Source organism: Acinetobacter sp. WU_MDCI_Abxb74 (genome assembly GCF_025513915.1).
GTDB classification, from domain to species: Bacteria; Pseudomonadota; Gammaproteobacteria; order Pseudomonadales; family Moraxellaceae; genus Acinetobacter; species Acinetobacter calcoaceticus_C.
In genome coordinates this window covers 108,533-126,576 of record NZ_JAHPRP010000006.1, presented here as the reverse complement: position 1 = coordinate 126,576, position 18,044 = coordinate 108,533, and the positions used below count along the sequence as shown (strand labels likewise).

The 18,044-nt window shown below is 39.2% G+C and carries 15 protein-coding genes; 7 read left to right on the top strand and 8 right to left on the bottom strand.

Going from position 1 to position 18,044, the window contains the following annotated elements:
* Positions 1-7 precede the first annotated feature (7 nt).
* From KTH84_RS11940 to asd, 3 genes are all read right to left on the bottom strand, one after another.
* On the bottom strand, positions 8-1,261 hold the full coding sequence (locus KTH84_RS11940) for a hypothetical protein (RefSeq protein ID WP_262473251.1): 1,254 nt from the start codon (positions 1,259-1,261) through the stop codon (positions 8-10).
* Between the two features lie 59 nt (positions 1,262-1,320).
* Complete coding sequence (locus tag KTH84_RS11935) at positions 1,321-2,667, bottom strand: FimV family protein (RefSeq protein ID WP_262473249.1); 1,347 nt, start codon at positions 2,665-2,667, stop codon at positions 1,321-1,323.
* Positions 2,668-2,815: 148 nt separating this feature from the next.
* The gene (gene asd, locus KTH84_RS11930; protein ID WP_042894691.1) at positions 2,816-3,934 is read right to left on the bottom strand and encodes an aspartate-semialdehyde dehydrogenase; all 1,119 of its coding nucleotides are present in this window, start codon (positions 3,932-3,934) and stop codon (positions 2,816-2,818) included.
* A 187-nt stretch (positions 3,935-4,121) separates the two neighbouring features.
* On the opposite strand from asd, the gene KTH84_RS11925 reads away from it, so the two are divergent.
* The 3 genes from KTH84_RS11925 (at position 4,122) to gltP (ending at position 7,665) form a co-directional block, all read left to right on the top strand.
* On the top strand, positions 4,122-5,243 hold the full coding sequence (locus KTH84_RS11925; RefSeq protein ID WP_262473247.1) for an endonuclease/exonuclease/phosphatase family protein: 1,122 nt from the start codon (positions 4,122-4,124) through the stop codon (positions 5,241-5,243).
* Positions 5,244-5,522: 279 nt separating this feature from the next.
* On the top strand, positions 5,523-5,840 hold the full coding sequence (locus KTH84_RS11920) for a hypothetical protein (RefSeq protein WP_262473245.1): 318 nt from the start codon (positions 5,523-5,525) through the stop codon (positions 5,838-5,840).
* Between the two features lie 538 nt (positions 5,841-6,378).
* Complete coding sequence (gene gltP, locus KTH84_RS11915) at positions 6,379-7,665, top strand: glutamate/aspartate:proton symporter GltP (protein WP_133975534.1); 1,287 nt, start codon at positions 6,379-6,381, stop codon at positions 7,663-7,665.
* Positions 7,666-7,723: 58 nt separating this feature from the next.
* Here the strand turns inward: gltP and KTH84_RS11910 are convergent, their stop codons facing one another.
* The 4 genes from KTH84_RS11910 to KTH84_RS11895 form a co-directional block, all read right to left on the bottom strand.
* Entirely contained in the window at positions 7,724-8,824 is a 1,101-nt protein-coding gene (locus KTH84_RS11910) for a glycosyltransferase family 4 protein (protein ID WP_133975532.1), read from the bottom strand.
* Between the two features lie 232 nt (positions 8,825-9,056).
* Complete coding sequence (gene lpxL, locus KTH84_RS11905) at positions 9,057-9,992, bottom strand: LpxL/LpxP family Kdo(2)-lipid IV(A) lauroyl/palmitoleoyl acyltransferase (protein WP_133975530.1); 936 nt, start codon at positions 9,990-9,992, stop codon at positions 9,057-9,059.
* A gap of 116 nt (positions 9,993-10,108) precedes the next feature.
* The gene (locus KTH84_RS11900; RefSeq protein ID WP_133975528.1) at positions 10,109-10,741 is read right to left on the bottom strand and encodes a LysE family translocator; all 633 of its coding nucleotides are present in this window, start codon (positions 10,739-10,741) and stop codon (positions 10,109-10,111) included.
* Positions 10,742-10,972: 231 nt separating this feature from the next.
* Positions 10,973-12,883, bottom strand: a complete 1,911-nt coding sequence (locus KTH84_RS11895) for an ATP-binding cassette domain-containing protein (RefSeq protein WP_262473242.1) — start codon at positions 12,881-12,883, stop codon at positions 10,973-10,975.
* Between the two features lie 32 nt (positions 12,884-12,915).
* Between KTH84_RS11895 and KTH84_RS11890 the strand changes: the two genes are divergently transcribed.
* Complete coding sequence (locus KTH84_RS11890; protein ID WP_133975525.1) at positions 12,916-13,161, top strand: SlyX family protein; 246 nt, start codon at positions 12,916-12,918, stop codon at positions 13,159-13,161.
* A 55-nt stretch (positions 13,162-13,216) separates the two neighbouring features.
* On the opposite strand, the gene KTH84_RS11885 is transcribed toward KTH84_RS11890, so the two are convergent.
* The gene (locus KTH84_RS11885; protein ID WP_262473241.1) at positions 13,217-14,227 is read right to left on the bottom strand and encodes a zinc-binding alcohol dehydrogenase family protein; all 1,011 of its coding nucleotides are present in this window, start codon (positions 14,225-14,227) and stop codon (positions 13,217-13,219) included.
* A gap of 99 nt (positions 14,228-14,326) precedes the next feature.
* On the opposite strand from KTH84_RS11885, the gene KTH84_RS11880 reads away from it, so the two are divergent.
* The 3 genes from KTH84_RS11880 to topA all read left to right on the top strand — a co-directional run bounded on the left by KTH84_RS11880 (position 14,327) and on the right by topA (position 17,973).
* Positions 14,327-14,704, top strand: a complete 378-nt coding sequence (locus tag KTH84_RS11880) for a winged helix-turn-helix transcriptional regulator (RefSeq protein ID WP_042894700.1) — start codon at positions 14,327-14,329, stop codon at positions 14,702-14,704.
* A gap of 147 nt (positions 14,705-14,851) precedes the next feature.
* Entirely contained in the window at positions 14,852-15,301 is a 450-nt protein-coding gene (locus KTH84_RS11875) for a hypothetical protein (RefSeq protein WP_042894701.1), read from the top strand.
* 35 nt (positions 15,302-15,336) lie between these two features.
* Positions 15,337-17,973 carry a type I DNA topoisomerase gene (gene topA, locus KTH84_RS11870; RefSeq protein ID WP_042894703.1) on the top strand — a complete coding sequence of 879 codons (2,637 nt, stop codon included), beginning with the start codon at positions 15,337-15,339 and terminating at the stop codon, positions 17,971-17,973.
* The last annotated feature ends 71 nt before the right edge of the window (positions 17,974-18,044 follow it).

Below are 18,044 nucleotides of genomic sequence, written 5' to 3'. Positions count from 1 at the left end.
ATCAGCTTTAAGAAGCTATGCGATTTAGTAGATTTTTCGCACGTTGTTGTTGCTCTGTGTTGAATTTTTGCTCATTACTTGCCAACAAAGCATGAGCGGCTGGGTAAGCACCTAACTTGATGTACTGCTCTGCAAGTTGTAAGTCGAGTTCATTTTCATCTAACTGTTTTAATTCTGGAAAAGCTTGGACAAGTGGGTCGTTGTTTTCAAGACTAAGTTCTGATTCATTTAAATTCGGTTGGTTATCTTCAGACTCTATAGGGTTTAACGAAAACTCAAGGGTTTCAATTGATAACGGCTGAGTTTGAATATTTTCTTCTAAGACGGTTTCTTGAGAGATATTGCTTTGTGAAGCAGTGTCTTTATCTATTGAAAAATCACTAAAATCAAGATCAATGTCTGGCGTAGCGGTTGTATCAATTTTGATTGTTTCAACAGACAATTCAGAGGTAGTCTCAAAAGACTTTTCTGCTTTATTTGGGATAGACTCTAAATCAAATGAAAACTCTAAAGTATTTAAGTCATTTGTTTCACTGTCTGTTTCAGTGCTAATTTTATCTTCAGGTTTAGCAGAACCGATTTCTGTTGTTTTTTGCTCAAATGAGAAATTAAATTCTAGAGGTTCAACTTCAACAGCAGGTTCTTGTTTTACAGGTGTATAGTCTTTCTGCAAGTCATCGAAAGAAGCTTCAGAAGAACTTGTTGTTAATTGGTCAAACTGAGCTGTTGTGTCAGGTGTATTTTTTGGTTCTTTGTATGTTTGAGCTTGAGGGAAATCGATGGCATCAGATTGTCTTGAAGACTCATATTCTTTTTGTCTAGTTTCTGCTTGAGCCACTATTTTATTTAATGTCAAGCTACGAATATGACTAATCAATTGCGTTATGGCAAATTCATCTTTCTGTGCAATATGAACTTCAAGCAATAATAAATAAAGCTCATGTTGAGTATTATCTTTTTTTAACGCCTGATTCACTTGAGCTTCAGCGGCTGAATATTGCTTTTCTTGAATGAGCTGTTGGATTTTTTGACGTACAGCTTCTGGAACAGGACTGCTCTGTGGAATAGCTAGAAGTGTTTCTTCTACCTCATGTGCTTTACTTTTTTCACGGGAGTTTTTACTCGATTTAGAGTTTGCTTTTTTATTGGTTTTTTTATTTAGCGTTTTAGGGGAGGTGGCCTCTTGTTTCTGGCTATTCTCGCGTTTTTTTAAAATAACAGCGACCACGAGTAATATGATGAACGGAATCACATATAGCATTACTTTCCCCTTAAAAAATAAATATTTGCAATATAAAGCGAGCTAACTCTGGTTTTAACTTAATGTTTTTGCTTATGAGTTTGCTGCTGTGCTTGTAACTGCTGTTGTAACTCTGCCAAACGTGCATTCAAAAGTTGAATACGCTGGTCTTTTAAACGTAAAGTTTGATTCAGTTTGGTTACATTCCTTTGTAATGTAACGTTTTTTTCTCTTTTTGTCATAACTTTTACTGCTAACTCAGTATTGTTTTGACTTTGTTGTGTGTTCTTTTTAGCACTTCCATGGGTAGAATTTTGGCTGTTTTCAGCCACGATACTCATTTCTGCTTGTTGCAAACGGTATTTAGCTTGGCCAGAAGGTGATTTTGCAGTACGCGTTATTTCTGTTTTTGATTTATTTTGCTGAGTTTTAGTGGCAGGAGTGTGGGAGAGTTTTAGAGCGATTCCCTGACGTAAACGGTTTACATCACCTTGGATAAAAGCATGCTGGTTTTGTTTTTGAATATCGTGCATGACTTTCGCAACTGGCTGTTTGGTTTTCGCTGCAATACGATTAGCAATGCTCCATAAAGACTCATTGTGTTGTACTACATATTTACCTGAAGTTATTGGTCCTCTAGACGAACTTAGGGTTTGTTTCTTTGCAGAATTTTGACTGAGCTTTTTGGATGAAACAGACTTCTTTTGTACTGCTAAATTTTTAACCGACGTTTTTGGTGAATTATTTGCATCTGACTTAGTGAGAGCTTTGGTTTTCGCCTGATCAGGAGTAGGACTTATTGCAATTTGTTGAGCTGCCTGAGCCGAAGATTTTTCGCTAAGTGAGGGAGTTGAATTCGTATTTATCGCGGGGGCAGTCCCAGCGTTGATATTAAGACTTTGTTCACTATTTGAGTTTATTGTAGTTGGGGGCGAAGTTAATGAAGCATATTGGGTACTTTCTGGCAGATTTAAAGCAATATCCTTTTCATTCAGGACAAGCTGAGGTGATAAAGTACTTTCGTTATTTTCGGTCTTTTTTATAGAAGAGGGCTTAATTACAGTTTTGATATGCTGCAAACGAGTTGCAGAGCCTTCACTGATTTTTACAACAATATTGAGTTCAGGATCAATAACAGGGCGGGATGAGGTAATAACAATAACCCCAGAACCTTGACCATTTTGGCGTGTATAAAAATTAAGATTTCCCGGCGGCTGATGAGTTACGTCCAAAGCACTTAAATCTTCGGGGGTTGCTAAACTGACTTGCAAAGTGGAATTGGGATCAGCTTGCTGGAAGTTCATTTCTGCATATAACAAATCGCCGGGCGCGGACTGAATTTGTATAGGGTCTAATGTAATCGCATAAATAGAAGGCGAAGACATAATGGTGAAAATGGCAATTTTTAATTTGTTATAAACAGTCATCTCAATCCATGACCTAATAAGTCGTAAAGTCGTTCAAAATTATACAATAATGAAATGTAAATAAATTGTAAATTTTTCACAAACCAGTTACGAAAAAGCCGATCTAATGTGATCGGCTTTTTGTTTTGACTGAATAATTCAGACCAAATTATGAGTTCTTATATTCTACTAAGATACGTAACATGCGACGTAAAGGTTCAGCAGCGCCCCAAAGTAATTGGTCACCTACTGTGAATGCGCCTAAATATTCTTTACCCATATTAAGTTTACGCAAACGGCCAACAGGTACAGTTAAAGTACCAGTTACAGCAACAGGTGTAAGGTCAGTCATAGACGCTTCACGAGTGTTTGGTACAACTTTCGCCCATTGGTTTGAAGTACGAATCATATCTTCGATTTCATCAAGTGGGACATCTTTTTTCAACTTGATCGTCAATGCTTGAGAGTGACAACGCATCGCGCCAATACGGACACAGTGACCATCAATTGGAACAATTTGTGAATTACCCAAGATCTTGTTGGTTTCAACCTGACCTTTCCACTCTTCTTTTGACTGACCGCTTTCAAGTTGCTTATCAATGTAAGGAATCAACGAACCAGCTAATGGCACGCCAAAGTTAGCAGATGGGAAACCTTCACCACGTTGTAACTCAGCAACTTGACGATCAATATCCAAAATTGCAGATTTAGGATCATCTAACAATGTTTTGGTATTGTTATATAAGTAGCCCATACCAGTAATTAGCTCACGCATGTTTTGTGCGCCAGCGCCTGATGCTGCTTGATAAGTCATAGCAGTCATCCACTCCACCAAATTATTTTGGAAAAGTGAACCTACACCCATCAACATAAGCGATACTGTACAGTTACCGCCTACGAAAGTTTTGGTGCCGTTAACCAAGCCGTCTTTGATAACGTTAAGGTTTACTGGGTCAAGAACGATGATTGCATCATCTGACATACGTAAAGTAGAGGCTGCATCAATCCAGTAGCCATTCCAACCAGTTGCTTTTAACTGTGGGAAAACTTCAGACGTATAGTCACCACCTTGACAGGTAATAATGACATCCATTTGCTTCAGACTATTAATGTCTGTAGCTTCCATAAGTGCTGGGGCAGTCTTACCACCAAATGAAGGAGCTTCACCACCTGCATTACTGGTAGAGAAATAAAATGGCTCAATATGAGCAAAATCATTCTCTTCAACCATACGTTGCATAAGGACGGAACCGACCATCCCGCGCCAACCGACCAGACCTACTTTCATGTCATTTTGCCTCGGTGCGTTAAAATTGTTAGGGGGAGTTGAGTGTATCAAAAGTGTCCACAACTGCAAGCGTTACAGAAAGAAAACACCATGTTTATTGAGTAGAATATCTTGTTTATGTTACATACAAAATTGATAAAGATGACAAAAAATTTAAAAATCAAATCATCTTAAAAGAGAAAATTCAATGATTTATATCGAAGTTTTAGCTGGTCTGGTGATTTGGTTAAGTTTCTGGTCACTTATTCCTCGTGATGAGTGGTGGTTTCGAGGCGCCGATTTCCCCCGTTTGCAGATTTTATTTGTTGGACTATTAGCCTTTGTCGGAATGCTGTTTTGGCCTACCGAATGGAATCTATGGCGTGAAATATTGCTTGCTGTGCTCATCGCTGCCATCGCCTATCAGCTTAAAATGGTTTTGCCTTATACCTTGCTCTGGAAAAAACAGGTTAAACAGGTGAGACGGTCTCAATTAGATCCGCAAAAGCAAATTTCATTAATTGTATCGAATGTTCTAACCCCTAATGATAAATATCATTTACTTCTTGAACAGGTTCAGACATTACAGCCTGATTTACTGCTTACACTGGAAAGTGATAAGACGTGGGAAAATGCTTTAAAAGAAATTGAAGAAGATTATCCTTATCGCGTTCCAGTGCCTTTAGATAATCTATACGGAATGCATTTATATAGCCGTTTACCTTTATCTAATACTGAAGTTAAATTTATTTTGAGTGATGAAATTCCTTCGATTCACACCACTGTAACGCTGCGTTCAGGAATGTCAGTCCAGTTATATTGTTTGCACCCAAAGCCACCGAGTCCAACTGAGGCGAAAGATTCGACTTTACGAGATGCCGAGCTTTTAATTGTTGGGGATCAGATTAAAGACTTAGATGAAAGCTGCATTGTTATGGGGGATTTAAATGATGTAGCGTGGTCACGTACTACCCGTTTATTTCAACGTATTAGCGGATTACTTGACCCACGGGTTGGCCGACATTTCATTAATACTTTTCATGCAGATTATCCATTACTGCGTTGGTCTTTAGACCATATTTTTCATAGTACAGACTTTGGTTTAGTTAAAATGCAACGATTGCCACATATTGGATCTGATCATTTTCCTGTGTATGTTGTGTTGCAGACAGGACGATTATTTGAACAGATTCAAGAAGAGTTGGAACAAACTCAAACCGATGAAGAAGAGGCTCAAACCGCTATACAAGAAGGAATTGCAAAGGCTGAAAAAGAAGAGAAAATAGTGACTGATGAAATCGCACAGCCTTATAAAGAGAAAAGTATATGAAAATGAAATGTAAGCAATATCGTACAAAGATTTGAGTCTAGGGCGAATAGGCAGATGGTTATAAAAAACGTATTCTACATTCATCGGCACACGGAAACGGGAATGGACGATCCCACGTAAGGATACATTAAGCTGATATGGAATAGCATCACGGATCAGATGTTGGAACGGAAACGATAAAAATAACGATTAACCTGAAAGCACAACCTCATTTACCCGAGTTTTGCAGGACGCAGAACTCGGGTTATGCTTTTTTAAATATCAAGAAAATAAACAGCTATGTATTTATCAAACTTTCAAGAGTTCAAAATTTATATTGTTAATTTAACTGATCTAGCGCGTGATGCCTTACATATCTATGCTGGCTTAGCTGTATTTTTTATAGTTGCCTTTTTTCATCATCGTCAATTGAAATCGTCTTGGGCAATATGGGCAACTATTATTATTGCTGTTGGTGCAGAGTTGTTTGATGCCCGTGATGATCTGATAAATTACGGTTATTGGCGAGTTGGCGCAAGTGTACACGATATTATCAATACGGTTTTTTGGCCCTTCATAATTTGGCTTATGGTTAGATTTAAAATATTTAAAGGGTAGGTTGTAGCTTTTATAGCTGAGATGGAAAGAGATTCATTCTATATTTTTCGGCATAAGTTAACTGCATTTACCTGAGCCTTTCATAAAGTGAATTCTAGACATTGTTTATTGAATAGATAGTCACAAGTTGTTGTAATTTTTGTTCTTTTTAAGAAATATTTAATTTTTAAAACTTTTTAACTACGCATATCAATAGTAAGTTTTTCTAATACTTTGGCTGTTTTTTTAGGAAGAGATACAATTTTTATTCTGTTTAAGTAATTGTTTTTTTGGTTTTTTTATCTATCAGCATGGTATTTGTTTTATTTAGATATAAATTGGGGTTGTTTAATTGGCAAATCTCAATAGAATGTGCCGATCGTTGACATGTTGGATCGTCAACAGGCATTGTTGTTTATCTCGCCGGAGCGGCGAGCTGTGATTTGTTTGTGCATTTAAGTTTCTGTTTGGAAATTACTGTACATATTGAGGTTTCACTCTTAGCTAGTGGTCTTCTCCCTCTCATATTTGATACTTTGCGGTGCATAAGGATTGTCTTATGAAGAATTTTAAATTTAGCCTTGCTTGGCAAATTTTAATTGCTTTAATCCTAGGGATAGTTGTCGGGGCTGTTTTACATAACCAGCCTGAAATCAAAGATAGTATTGTGAATAATTTTCTTGCTCCATTGGGTAAGATTTTTATTAGCTTGATTAAAATGATTGTTATTCCAATCGTTTTCTCAACCTTAATTTTAGGTATTGCCGGTGTTGGCAGTACGAAAAGTTTAGGACGACTTGGTTTTAAAACCATTCTCTATTTTGAAATTATTACGACTATTGCTATTTTGGTTGGCTTGGTTGCAGCAAATATTTTCCACCCAGGCTCAGGCATTGATATGTCTCAGTTGGTGCAGTCAGATATTTCTCAATACAAGCATACAACTGAAGAAGTTCAGTCTCAGTCACATGGTCTTATTCAAACAATATTATCGCTTATCCCAACGAACATTATTAGTTCAATGGCGCATGGCGAAATGTTACCTGTGATTTTCTTTGCTGTGTTATTTGGTGTGGGGTTATCTTCATTACCAGCAACCACTAAAGACCCATTGTTGAATGTGTTTCATGCAGTTTCAGAAACAATGTTCCGCGTAACGCATATCATCATGAAGTATGCGCCTGTGGGTGTATTCGGCCTGATAGCAGTAACCGTTGCAAACTTTGGTTTCGCTTCACTTATTCCTTTGGGCAAGTTAGTCGTATTGGTATATAGTGCGATTTTGTTCTTTGCTTTAGTGGTACTTGGTTTAACTGCAAAAATGTTCGGAATTAATATCTTTATCTTACTTAAGATTTTAAAAGATGAATTGATTTTGGCATTTTCAACTGCAAGTTCAGAAACAGTTTTACCGCGTATTATGCAAAAGATGGAAGCTTATGGCGCGCCTAAAGCAATTTCTAGTTTTGTTATTCCAACAGGTTATTCATTTAACCTTGATGGTTCTACGCTTTACCAAAGTATCGCAGCAATCTTTATTGCACAGCTTTACGGTATCGAAATGTCAATTAGCCAACAAGTCATTTTAGTTGTAACTTTAATGATTACTTCTAAAGGTATTGCGGGTGTTCCTGGCGTATCATTTGTTGTGTTACTTGCCACATTAGGTAGTGTTGGTATTCCTGTAGAAGGCTTGGCATTTATTGCAGGTGTTGACCGTATCATGGATATGGCACGTACCGCGTTGAACGTTGTAGGTAATGCACTTGCAGTACTTGTAATTAGTAAATGGGAAAAACAATACGACTCTGAAAAAGCAGCAGCTTATGAAGCATCGTTTAAATAAACCAGACTTTTTCTAGTTGTAATAAAAACCCGCGTTGATCGCGGGTTTTTTTATGGAGTCATTTTAGTACTGACTCATATAGAGCTAGTGTCTGATCACACATGTCTTTCAAGCTAAACATAGTAACGGGGTCAACGGCTTGAGGCTGCTCAATATGTTTTTTCACTGTTTCCAGTAAAGCCGTTTCATTTTCTACTTCAACAAGACCTTGTGGATAGACATTAGATAAAATCTCGGCAACACCTCCACGGTTCCAGCCAATGACTGGTGTACCTACTGAGAGCGCTTCTAAGGCTGTTCTACCAAATGTTTCAGCTTGATTAGATAGTGATAAGACAATATCGCTAAAAGCGAGCCATTCACGTATATCTGAGCGATGTCCTACGAAGGTAATTTTATCTGCAAGTCCTTTACTTTGAATGGTGCTTTGCAGCTCATTTAAATAGGCCTGTTTTTTTGTATCAGCACCGCCGACCACAACCGCATGTAGTTGAGGATATTGTTCACCTAGTTTTTGCATAAGTTCAATTAAGCTTTCATGGCCTTTTAAACGTGTAATACGGCCAGGTAAGCAAAGTAAAAATTTATTTTCGAGTTCAGGAAAGTCATTAAAAACTTGATTAAACCATTGTGCTGGAGGGTGATAGTTATGCGGAAAAGCAGCTGGGTCAATCCCTCGATAAATGCGAACAATATCTTGGGGAGGGCAGTTTTTATAATGGTCAGTGATGTATTTAACCACGCTGTCAGAAACAGCAATGACTTTCTCGGCTTGAGTCATAATTGCGCTATAACGATTGACTGAGTAGAAGCCATGCACCGTGCTAATGAGATGAGGGCGTTTATTTTTAGGTATTTTTCTTAAAGCAAAATAAGTTAACCATGCAGGTACACGAGAACGGACATGAACAATGTTGGGCTGATGCTGTTCAATAAGCTGGCGTAAAGGCCGGATCTGCCACAGGCTTGAAAGTGACTTTTTATGAATCGGTAGTGTTAGGTGAGTAGAACCTTCAGCTTCGAGCTGTGAAACTAAGCGCCCGCCATTGGACACAACAATAGACTGATGGCCTTGTGCAACAAGCGCACGTGCGATTTCAAGTGTGCCGCGTTCTACGCCACCGCTGTTGAGTTCTGGGAGAAGTTGCATCACTTTCATTATTTTTGCCTTTAGGTTGTAGCAAAGCGGAGTCTTACAGTTTATTCATTCAATATTTGGAGTTTACTCCTTACTTTTGTTTTGGCAAAAGTAACAAAACCATTTGTTGGACTAACGACACATCCGTGATGTCGTAGTCCAACGGGCGACATCCTTGTCGCCTTCGCACGATAGTACATACTGGATATTATTTAGATGTTTATTACTACCGTGCGGCCGTTACTGAGGATTATTAATAGATTTCTTCATATCCTTCAGGACGTGTTTTAAAGCGACGGTGGAACCACATATATTGAGTTGGTGCGATTCTAAGTTGATTTTCAATAATTTTATTGACGCGTGTTGCATCATCAACTTCATCTTCACTTGGCATATTGTCGACCGCAGGTTCAATCAGAACATGATATTTCGGGTTCTTAAGGTCTCCATGGCGGTAGAAATATAAAGGTACAGCAACTGCTTTTGAGATTTTCAATAAGCGGCGGTGTGCAGTGACTGTGGCTGCTGGTACACCAAAGAAAGGTGCCATCACGCCTTGTTTGAGCCCAAAGTCTTGATCTGGGCTATACCAAATTGCATCGCCATCTTTAAGGTGACGAATTAAACCACGCATATCGTCATGATCGATTTGTGCTTTATAAATTGTGCCACGGCAACGATAAATCAGCATGTCGAGTAAGGGGTTGTTTTGAGGGCGATAGACAACATCAGGTTCAAAATATTGAGCACAAAGATAGCCGCCTGCATCAAGAAGCGTGCTATGAGTGCCTAGTAATAAAACACCTTTACCCTGAGCTTGAGCATTTGTAATATGTTCTAAACCTTCAATAGTAACTCGGTTTTTGAACCAATCAGGTTTATACCAAGCATTTAATGTTTCAAACACGCCTAGCATCATGTCGACAAAAACTTGTTGCGCTTGTTGCTGAACTTTATCGGCAGACCATTCAGGAAAGCAGACTTCTAAATTACGAATAGTTGTTTTACGGCGTGATTTTAAATATTTCCAAGCCAGATTCGCTACACCATGCGCCAGACGCCATTGTATGGCCCACGGTAAAATAGCCAAAAGCATTAAAAAAACAATAGCAATCCAAACACCCCAATATTTAGGCAATAAAAAGGACCATTGAAACTCACCGGGCGTATAAGGCTGCTTTTGGCTCATAACGATAAAAAGATTTCAAAAAGTTAAAACTGGCAAAAGTGTATCACGAACTGAATTTATCGTCGTAATACACTGTTCAATTGAGTGTTAAGAGAGGATGAAATAAGAAGGCTGGGTTATCGGCGATTTTCTAAAAGAATTTTAACAGCGAGGCCGGCCAATACAGTTCCCATGAGCCAGCGTTGTATATTTGCCCAAAGAGGCTTTTGTTGTAGAAAAAGTGCAATGCTACCTGCAGAAAGTACAATAAGAGCATTTACTGAAACGCTTACAAAAATTTGAATTGTACCAAGTTGAATTGATTGCCATAAAATACTGCCTTGTTGGGGGTGAATAAACTGTGGCAGTAAAGATAAATACATAATGGCAATTTTAGGATTAAGCAAGTTGGTCGCAAAACCCATTAAAAAAAGTTTAGCTGGGGAATCTACTGATAAATCTTTTAGATTAAAAATAGGGGCGGCATTTGGTCGTAGTGCTTTCCATGCAAGCCAAAGTAAATAAATTGCACCAGCAATCCGAATGGTGTCATAAGCGTAGGGAACAGCGACAATTAACGCCGTAATACCAAAAGATGCGCAAAGCATATAAAAGATAAAACCTACAGCTACCCCGCCTAAAGAGATAAATCCTGCTGTTTTCCCTTGGCAAATTGAGCGGGAAATCAGGTAAATCATATTGGGGCCAGGAGTGAGTACCATCGCCAAACAAATTAGTCCAAATGCCAAAATTTGAGAAAGCTCCAGCATGCGAAAACACTCCAATATTATTATGTTGTTAGGTATAGCATAATTATTTTTATAAATCTTATATTCAAGTCTAAGGCTATTTTTAAAATACTGAAAATAGAAAAGATATAATCGATTACCATTATGTGATGTATAGGATTTGATTTTTAAAAAGCTTATATTCGCAATATAAAAAAGCCCCCTAAATTTAAGGAGGCTCTTTTTACGTTCTTTTTAGGAAAGTAAAGCTGATTAGTTTCCTTTACTCATTTGTTCAAGTACGTCCCAGCGTTCCAATTTTTCAAGTAATAACTCGTCAATTTCCGTAAGACGTTGGCTTGCTTTTGTTGCTGCATCAGCATTACTCACAAACCATGAACCATCAGCTAATTTATTTGAAAGTTCAGCTTGTTCAGTTTCCAGCTTTTCAATTTCAGCGGGTAATTGTTCAAGTTCACGCTGATCTTTATAACTAAGTTTGACTTTTTTAACACTGTTCTGAGCTGCGGCTTTTTCAGCTTCAGCTTTTGCCTGAGCTTTTTTTACATCAGATTTCTGATCTACAACTTTATCATCTGGACGCTGTTGTAAATAATCTTGATAGCCACCGATGTACTCTGCAATGTTACCTTTACCATCAAATACCCACGTCGACGTTACCACGTTGTCCATAAAGGCACGGTCATGGCTAATGAGAAGCAAGGTTCCTTTGTAATCGGATAACATTTCTTCGAGAAGCTCGAGTGTAACCATGTCTAAATCATTGGTTGGCTCATCCATTACAATCAGATTGGACGGTTTGAGCAACAATTTAGCCAGTAAGATACGATTTCGTTCACCACCAGAAAGTGCTTTTACTGGAGTACGGGCACGTTCAGGTGAAAATAGGAAGTCTTGAAGGTAGCTGTAAATATGACGACGGTTACCATTCACATCAACAAAATCAGAGCCTTCTGAAACGTTGGCCATGACTGTTTTTTCAAGGTCTAAGGCATTACGCAATTGGTCAAAATAAGCAACTTCCAACTGGGTGCCTGTTTTAACTGAACCACCATGTTCGATTGTACCTAAAATGGCTTTAATTAATGTCGTTTTACCAACACCGTTATCACCGACTAAACCAATACGGTCACCACGCATGATAAGAGCAGAAAAATCTTTGATCAGTAGATTGTCACCATAAGATACGCTTAAGTTTTCGATATCAAAGACTAATTTACCTGAACGATTGGCGTCTTGAGTCGCCATACTCACTTTGCCTTGTTGTGAGCGACGTGCTTTTGATTCGTCACGTAAAGCTTTTAAAGCACGAACGCGGCCTTCATTACGGGTACGACGAGCCTTAATACCTTGACGAATCCAAGCCTCTTCTTCTGCTAATTTTTTATCAAATAAAGCATTCTGTTTTTCTTCTGCTTCCATTTGCTGAGCTTTAAGCTCTAAATAACGTGAATAGTTGCCTTCATACGTGCGTAAAACGCCACGATCGAGTTCAACAATTCGAGTTGCAATACTATCTACAAAAGAACGGTCATGTGAAATAAACAGAAGCGTTAAATTATTTTGATCGAGTAAGAATTTTTCTAGCCATTCAATACTTTCAACATCTAAATGGTTCGTCGGTTCGTCGAGCAGTAATACGTCTGGTTGTGTCAAAAGAGCGCGCGCTAATAAAACACGGCGTTTACGTCCACCAGATAAGTCTGCTAAGTCTGCATTTGGATCAAGCCCCATTTTACTTAAAAGAGCATTTACCTTGTTCTCTAGTGCCCAGCCGTCTAACTGGTCTAGTTTATGCTGAAGGTTACCCATACGGTCACAGGCTTCCATGTCTCCTAGCATACAAGCGTCGGTCGCTTCATGATAAGCCCTGAGTACTTCTGCCGCTTCTCCGGCACCATCTGCCACAATGTCGGCTACTTTGCCAGAGTCCATTGGAACGTCTTGGGCTAACATTGAGACAGTTAAACCATTTTGAATGGAAACTTCACCAGAATCTGGTAATAGGCTTCCCTCGATGAGTTTAAGTAAAGTAGACTTACCTTCACCATTACGCCCAATTAAACAGACTCGTTCGCCACGTTCTAGATTAAAGTTCGCGCCATCGAGCAGGGCAGGTCCGCCAAAAGCAAGTTGGACATCCCTTAGGGTAATATAGGCCATAATGTTTTCCAGAATCTCAAATGAGGATTTAAATGACTAAACCACCATATCATGATGATCAAGCGTCATTGTCCGCACCCATTGAAGATTTGCAAGTGCGAATTACATTTTTGGATGATTTAGTTGAAGAATTAAATCAACAACTCGCTATTCAGACTCAAGAAATAGCTGATTTAAAAAAACAAATGCAATTTCTTTATCAACGGGTGGAATCTTCAGATTTATCCGAAGGTATTGCTCCTTTTGATCCATCAACCAATAAACCGCCCCATTATTAATAAAATGGCAAGTTCAATACTTGCCATTTTATTAGAGTTTAGTCGTAAGTTGAGCTTAAAAGCCATGTAATACGATCTTCCCTTTTGTTGTGCCACTTTCAATTTGCTGGTGAGCTAACTTTAAGTTTTGTGCATTAATCGGGGTTAAAGTTTGCGTAACTGTGGTTTTGATTTTACCTGCGTCAACAAGCTCTGCAACCTCATTGAGTAATTCACTTTGTTTAGCCATGTCTTGGGTTTGATACATAGAACGAGTAAACATAAACTCCCAGTGAACTGATACGGACTTAGATTTAAAAGGTTTAATGTCTAACTGTGCCGGATCATCAATCAGTCCAAAATGGCCTTGTGGTGCAATCAACTCGACGATGTCTGATAAATGTTGATCTGTTTGCGTGGTTGAAAAAACATATAAAGGTGCATTTAAACCAAGTTGCTTTATTTGAGGTGCTAAAGGTTGAAGATGATCTAACACATAATCAGCACCGAGTTGCTTAACCCATTCTTGTGTTTCTGATCGTGAAGCCGTTGTAATAATCGTTAGATTAGTCAATTGTTTAAGAAGTTGAATCGTAATTGAACCAACTCCGCCAGCACCACCAATGACTAAAATTGAAGTATTTTCTGGGACAACCTTTGGGACCTGTAATCGATCAAATAACATTTCCCACGCCGTAATTGCGGTTAAAGGGAGAGCTGCCGCTTCGGTAGGTTCTAAAGAATTCGGTTTATGACCAACGATGCGTTCATCAACCAACTGTAATTCACTATTACTGCCTTGGCGATTTAATGCACCTGCATACCAAACTAAATCACCAACTTTAAATTGAGAAACTTGATCTCCAATTGCTTCAACCACTCCTGCTGCATCCCAGCCAAGAACTTTCCATTGATTATTCTCCGCATTGACATTCTTACGAATTTTAGTGTCGACTGGATTAACTGAAATTGCTTGTATGCGAACCAGTAGATCATGACCTTCTGCAACAGGTGTATCTAGTTCGACGTCAATAAGTACCTCTGGCGATGTAATAGAACCTGCTTTTTGATATGCCACAGCTTTCATAATTATGATTCCTCTTGTTGAGAGTTTGATCATAACGTAAGCTTAAATTTGGTGACTACAGACAAATAACGCTCATAGTGTCAAAAAGGATACTGTAAAATGGCAAAAGCACGGCATTCTAGTTTTGATTGCTCTCCGGGTTGTTCTGTTGAGGCAGCCATTAGTTTGATTGATGGAAAGTGGAAATGCGTCATTCTTTGGCATTTGTTTAATGAAGGCACTTTACGATTCAATGAAATTCGAAAGCGCGTTCCGAGCATTACCCAAAGAATGTTAACTAATCAGCTACGTGAGTTAGAACAAGACGGGATTATTCATCGAGAAGTTTATCCTCAGGTTCCGCCTAAGGTTGAGTATTCTTTAACTGATTTAGGGCAGGGTTTGGAGCAGATCCTTCTTGCTTTAAAAACATGGGGAGATGCCCATCTTGATCAGTTTGGTAAATTGACACTTGTTGATCGCAATCAGAATCCTTAAATATATCTGAGTAAACTCACACAATTTGCACTGTGAAATGCCGATATTTTAGGTGTTGCTATCTTATTGGGTATTATTTTTATCATGTAACTTGCGTTTTCTGGTCAGCTTATGCAACTCTAATAAAAGAGATTAATAGGTTTTGCTATGGACAATATGGGAATTTGGGTTACCGTTATCATTGTTCTTTTCGTACTAGGCTCCATTTTTGGTTTAAGAGTGAGCCCTCGTGAAAAGGCACTTGGTATTATGCGTGACAAAGCTCGCAAAATAGGGCTACATCCACGCGTAATTGTTGCACCTGAATGGACACATGTTCCAATGGCGACTGAAAAACGTGCCAGCATGGTTGCTTATTATAGTGTATTGATTCCCGATGCCCGTTTATCTTTAATGCGTGCTCGCGTTATAGACGGCAAGTTAAAAGTAATTCAGGGTGATGAGAAATTTAATGATTCTCCCATTGCATTAAAAGGGATTTATGCTATTGATATGCAGGCAAACTGTGTAGGACTTTATTGGGATGAGGAATCAGACCTAAGAGCAACACAATTAGATGAGATGAAGGCTTATCTGTTGGCCTTGGCTACAGCCTGATTTTTAAATTTATTGGTATAGGAATAACATTTTATATGGCGAATACCTCGCGCTCTGCATCTCAAAGCACAGCATCTACTGCACCTGCTGCACCTAAACGTGCCTTAGTGATTGTGGAGTCGCCTGCCAAAGCGAAAACCATCAATAAATATTTGGGTTCGCAGTTCATTGTAAAGTCTTCTGTAGGTCATGTACGTGACTTGCCAACGGGCGGCAGTAAATCAACAGAGAAAAAGCCGGCTGCTCGGACCAAACTCTCTGAAGCCGAAAAAGAACAAAAAGCTAGTCAAGCTTTAGTTAACCGTATGGGAGTTGATCCAGAGCATGGCTGGGAAGCTCATTATGAAGTTCTGCCAGGTAAAGAAAATGTCGTTGCTGAACTAAAGAAACTTGCCAAAGATGCAGATGCGATCTATCTCGCAACGGATTTGGATAGAGAAGGGGAAGCCATTGCTTGGCACCTAAGAGAAGTTATTGGTGGTGATGACAGTCGTTATCACCGCGTGGTGTTTAATGAAATTACCAAAAATGCCATTCAAGAAGCATTTAAACAGCCAACACGTCTAGATCTGAATCGCGTAAATGCTCAGCAAGCACGCCGTTTCTTAGACCGAGTCGTGGGCTTTATGGTTTCGCCATTACTTTGGGAAAAAATTGCCCGTGGTTTATCTGCTGGACGTGTACAGTCTGTTGCAGTCAAACTGGTTGTTGAACGTGAGCGTGAAATTCGCGCATTTATTCCTGAAGAATATTGGCAAGTTTTTGCAGATACGGTTTCTAAAAAAGATGATATTCGTCTTGAAGCGGTTAAACAGGCTGGAAAAACATTAAAGCTAAAAAATAAAGCTGAAACTGATGCTTTATTAGATGTTTTAAAAGGTGCTGAATATAAAGTTGCACAACGTGAAGATAAACCGACTAAGGTTAATCCAAGCGCGCCTTATATCACTTCAACGTTACAGCAAGCTGCAAGTACACGTTTAGGCTTTTCTGTGAAGAAAACCATGATGTTGGCGCAGCGTTTGTATGAAGCGGGTTTCATTACCTATATGCGTACTGACTCAACTTTCTTGAGTGATGATGCAGTAAGTATGGTCCGTGCACATATTGAAAGCCAATATGGTGAAAAATATATACCGGCAAAGCCAAACCGCTACGGTAACAAAGCGGGTGCTCAAGAAGCCCATGAGGCGATTCGTCCCTCGAATGTTGCGCTTACTGGTGATCAACTTGCGGGTGTAGAGCGTGATGCTCAACGTCTATATGATTTGATCTGGCGTCAGTTTGTTGCGTGTCAAATGACACCAGCAGAATATTTATCTTCTACTTTGATTGTTGAAGCCGCGAATGTTGAGTTAAAGGCAAAAGGCCGTACGCTTGTATTTGAAGGCTTCACTAAAGTACGCGGTGCTAATAAGTCAGACGACGATATTATTTTACCTGCCATTAAAGTAGGCGAAATTTTAAAGTTAGAAAAATTAGATCCAAGTCAGCACTTTACTAAACCACCTGCACGTTTTACTGAAGCATCTTTAGTTAAAGAGCTTGAAAAACGTAGTATTGGCCGTCCTTCAACCTATGCAGCTATTATTTCTACCATTCAAGAACGTGGTTACGTTAAGTTAGAAAACCGTCGTCTTTTTGCCGAGAAAATGGGCGAGATTGTGACGGATCGTCTGGATGAAAGTTTTAATAACCTGATGAACTATGCCTTTACGGCAGATCTTGAAGGTCAACTTGATAAAGTCGCAACAGGTGAGCGTAATTGGAAAGAGTTGCTAGACACTTTCTATGGTGACTTTAAGAAACGTTTAACCAATGCTCAGGGTGAGCAGGGAATGCGCCGTAACCAACCGGTTGAAGTACCAGCAGTACATTGCCCTGAATGCTCACGTCCAATGCAGATTCGTACAGGTACAACTGGTGTGTTCCTAGGGTGTTCTGGCTATAACTTGCCACCTAAAGAACGTTGTAAAGGTACACTGAACTTAACACCTGTTGAATCTTTGGCAGCTTTATCTGATGACGATGGTGCTGAAACTGCTGACTTGATGTCAAAGCATCGCTGTGAGAAATGTGGCACGGCCATGGACAGCTATGTGATTGATGGTGGCCGTAAGTTGCATGTATGTGGTAACAACCCAGACTGTGATGGCTTTGAGCTTGAAGAAGGTGAGTTTAAGATTAAGGGTTATGATGGCCCAACCATTCCATGTGATAAATGTGATGGCGAAATGCAGCTTAAGACGGGTCGTTTTGGTCCATATTTCGCTTGTACGAGCTGTGACAATACACGTAAAGTCTTGAAAAGTGGTCAACCTGCACCTCCACGTGTAGAACCAATCAAGATGGAGCATTTACGCTCAGCGAAACATGATGACTTTTTTGTGTTACGTGATGGCGCGGCTGGTCTATTTTTGGCAGCAAGTAAATTCCCGAAAATTCGTGAAACACGTGCACCAAAAGTTGCAGAGCTACGAAGTGTTGCAGCTCAGCTTGATCCAAAATATCAATTTATTTTGCAAGCCCCAGATGTAGATCCTGAAGGGAATCCAACAGTTGTGAAATTCAGTCGTAAGAATCAATCACAATATGTAGGTTCAGAAACACCAGAAGGTAAACAAACCAAATGGAGCCTGATTTATCAAGATGGTAAATGGGTTGAGGGCTAAACAAGTCCACAATAAAAAATGCTAGCTCAGCTAGCATTTTTTATGTCTAAAACAATAAAAGAAAAATTTAA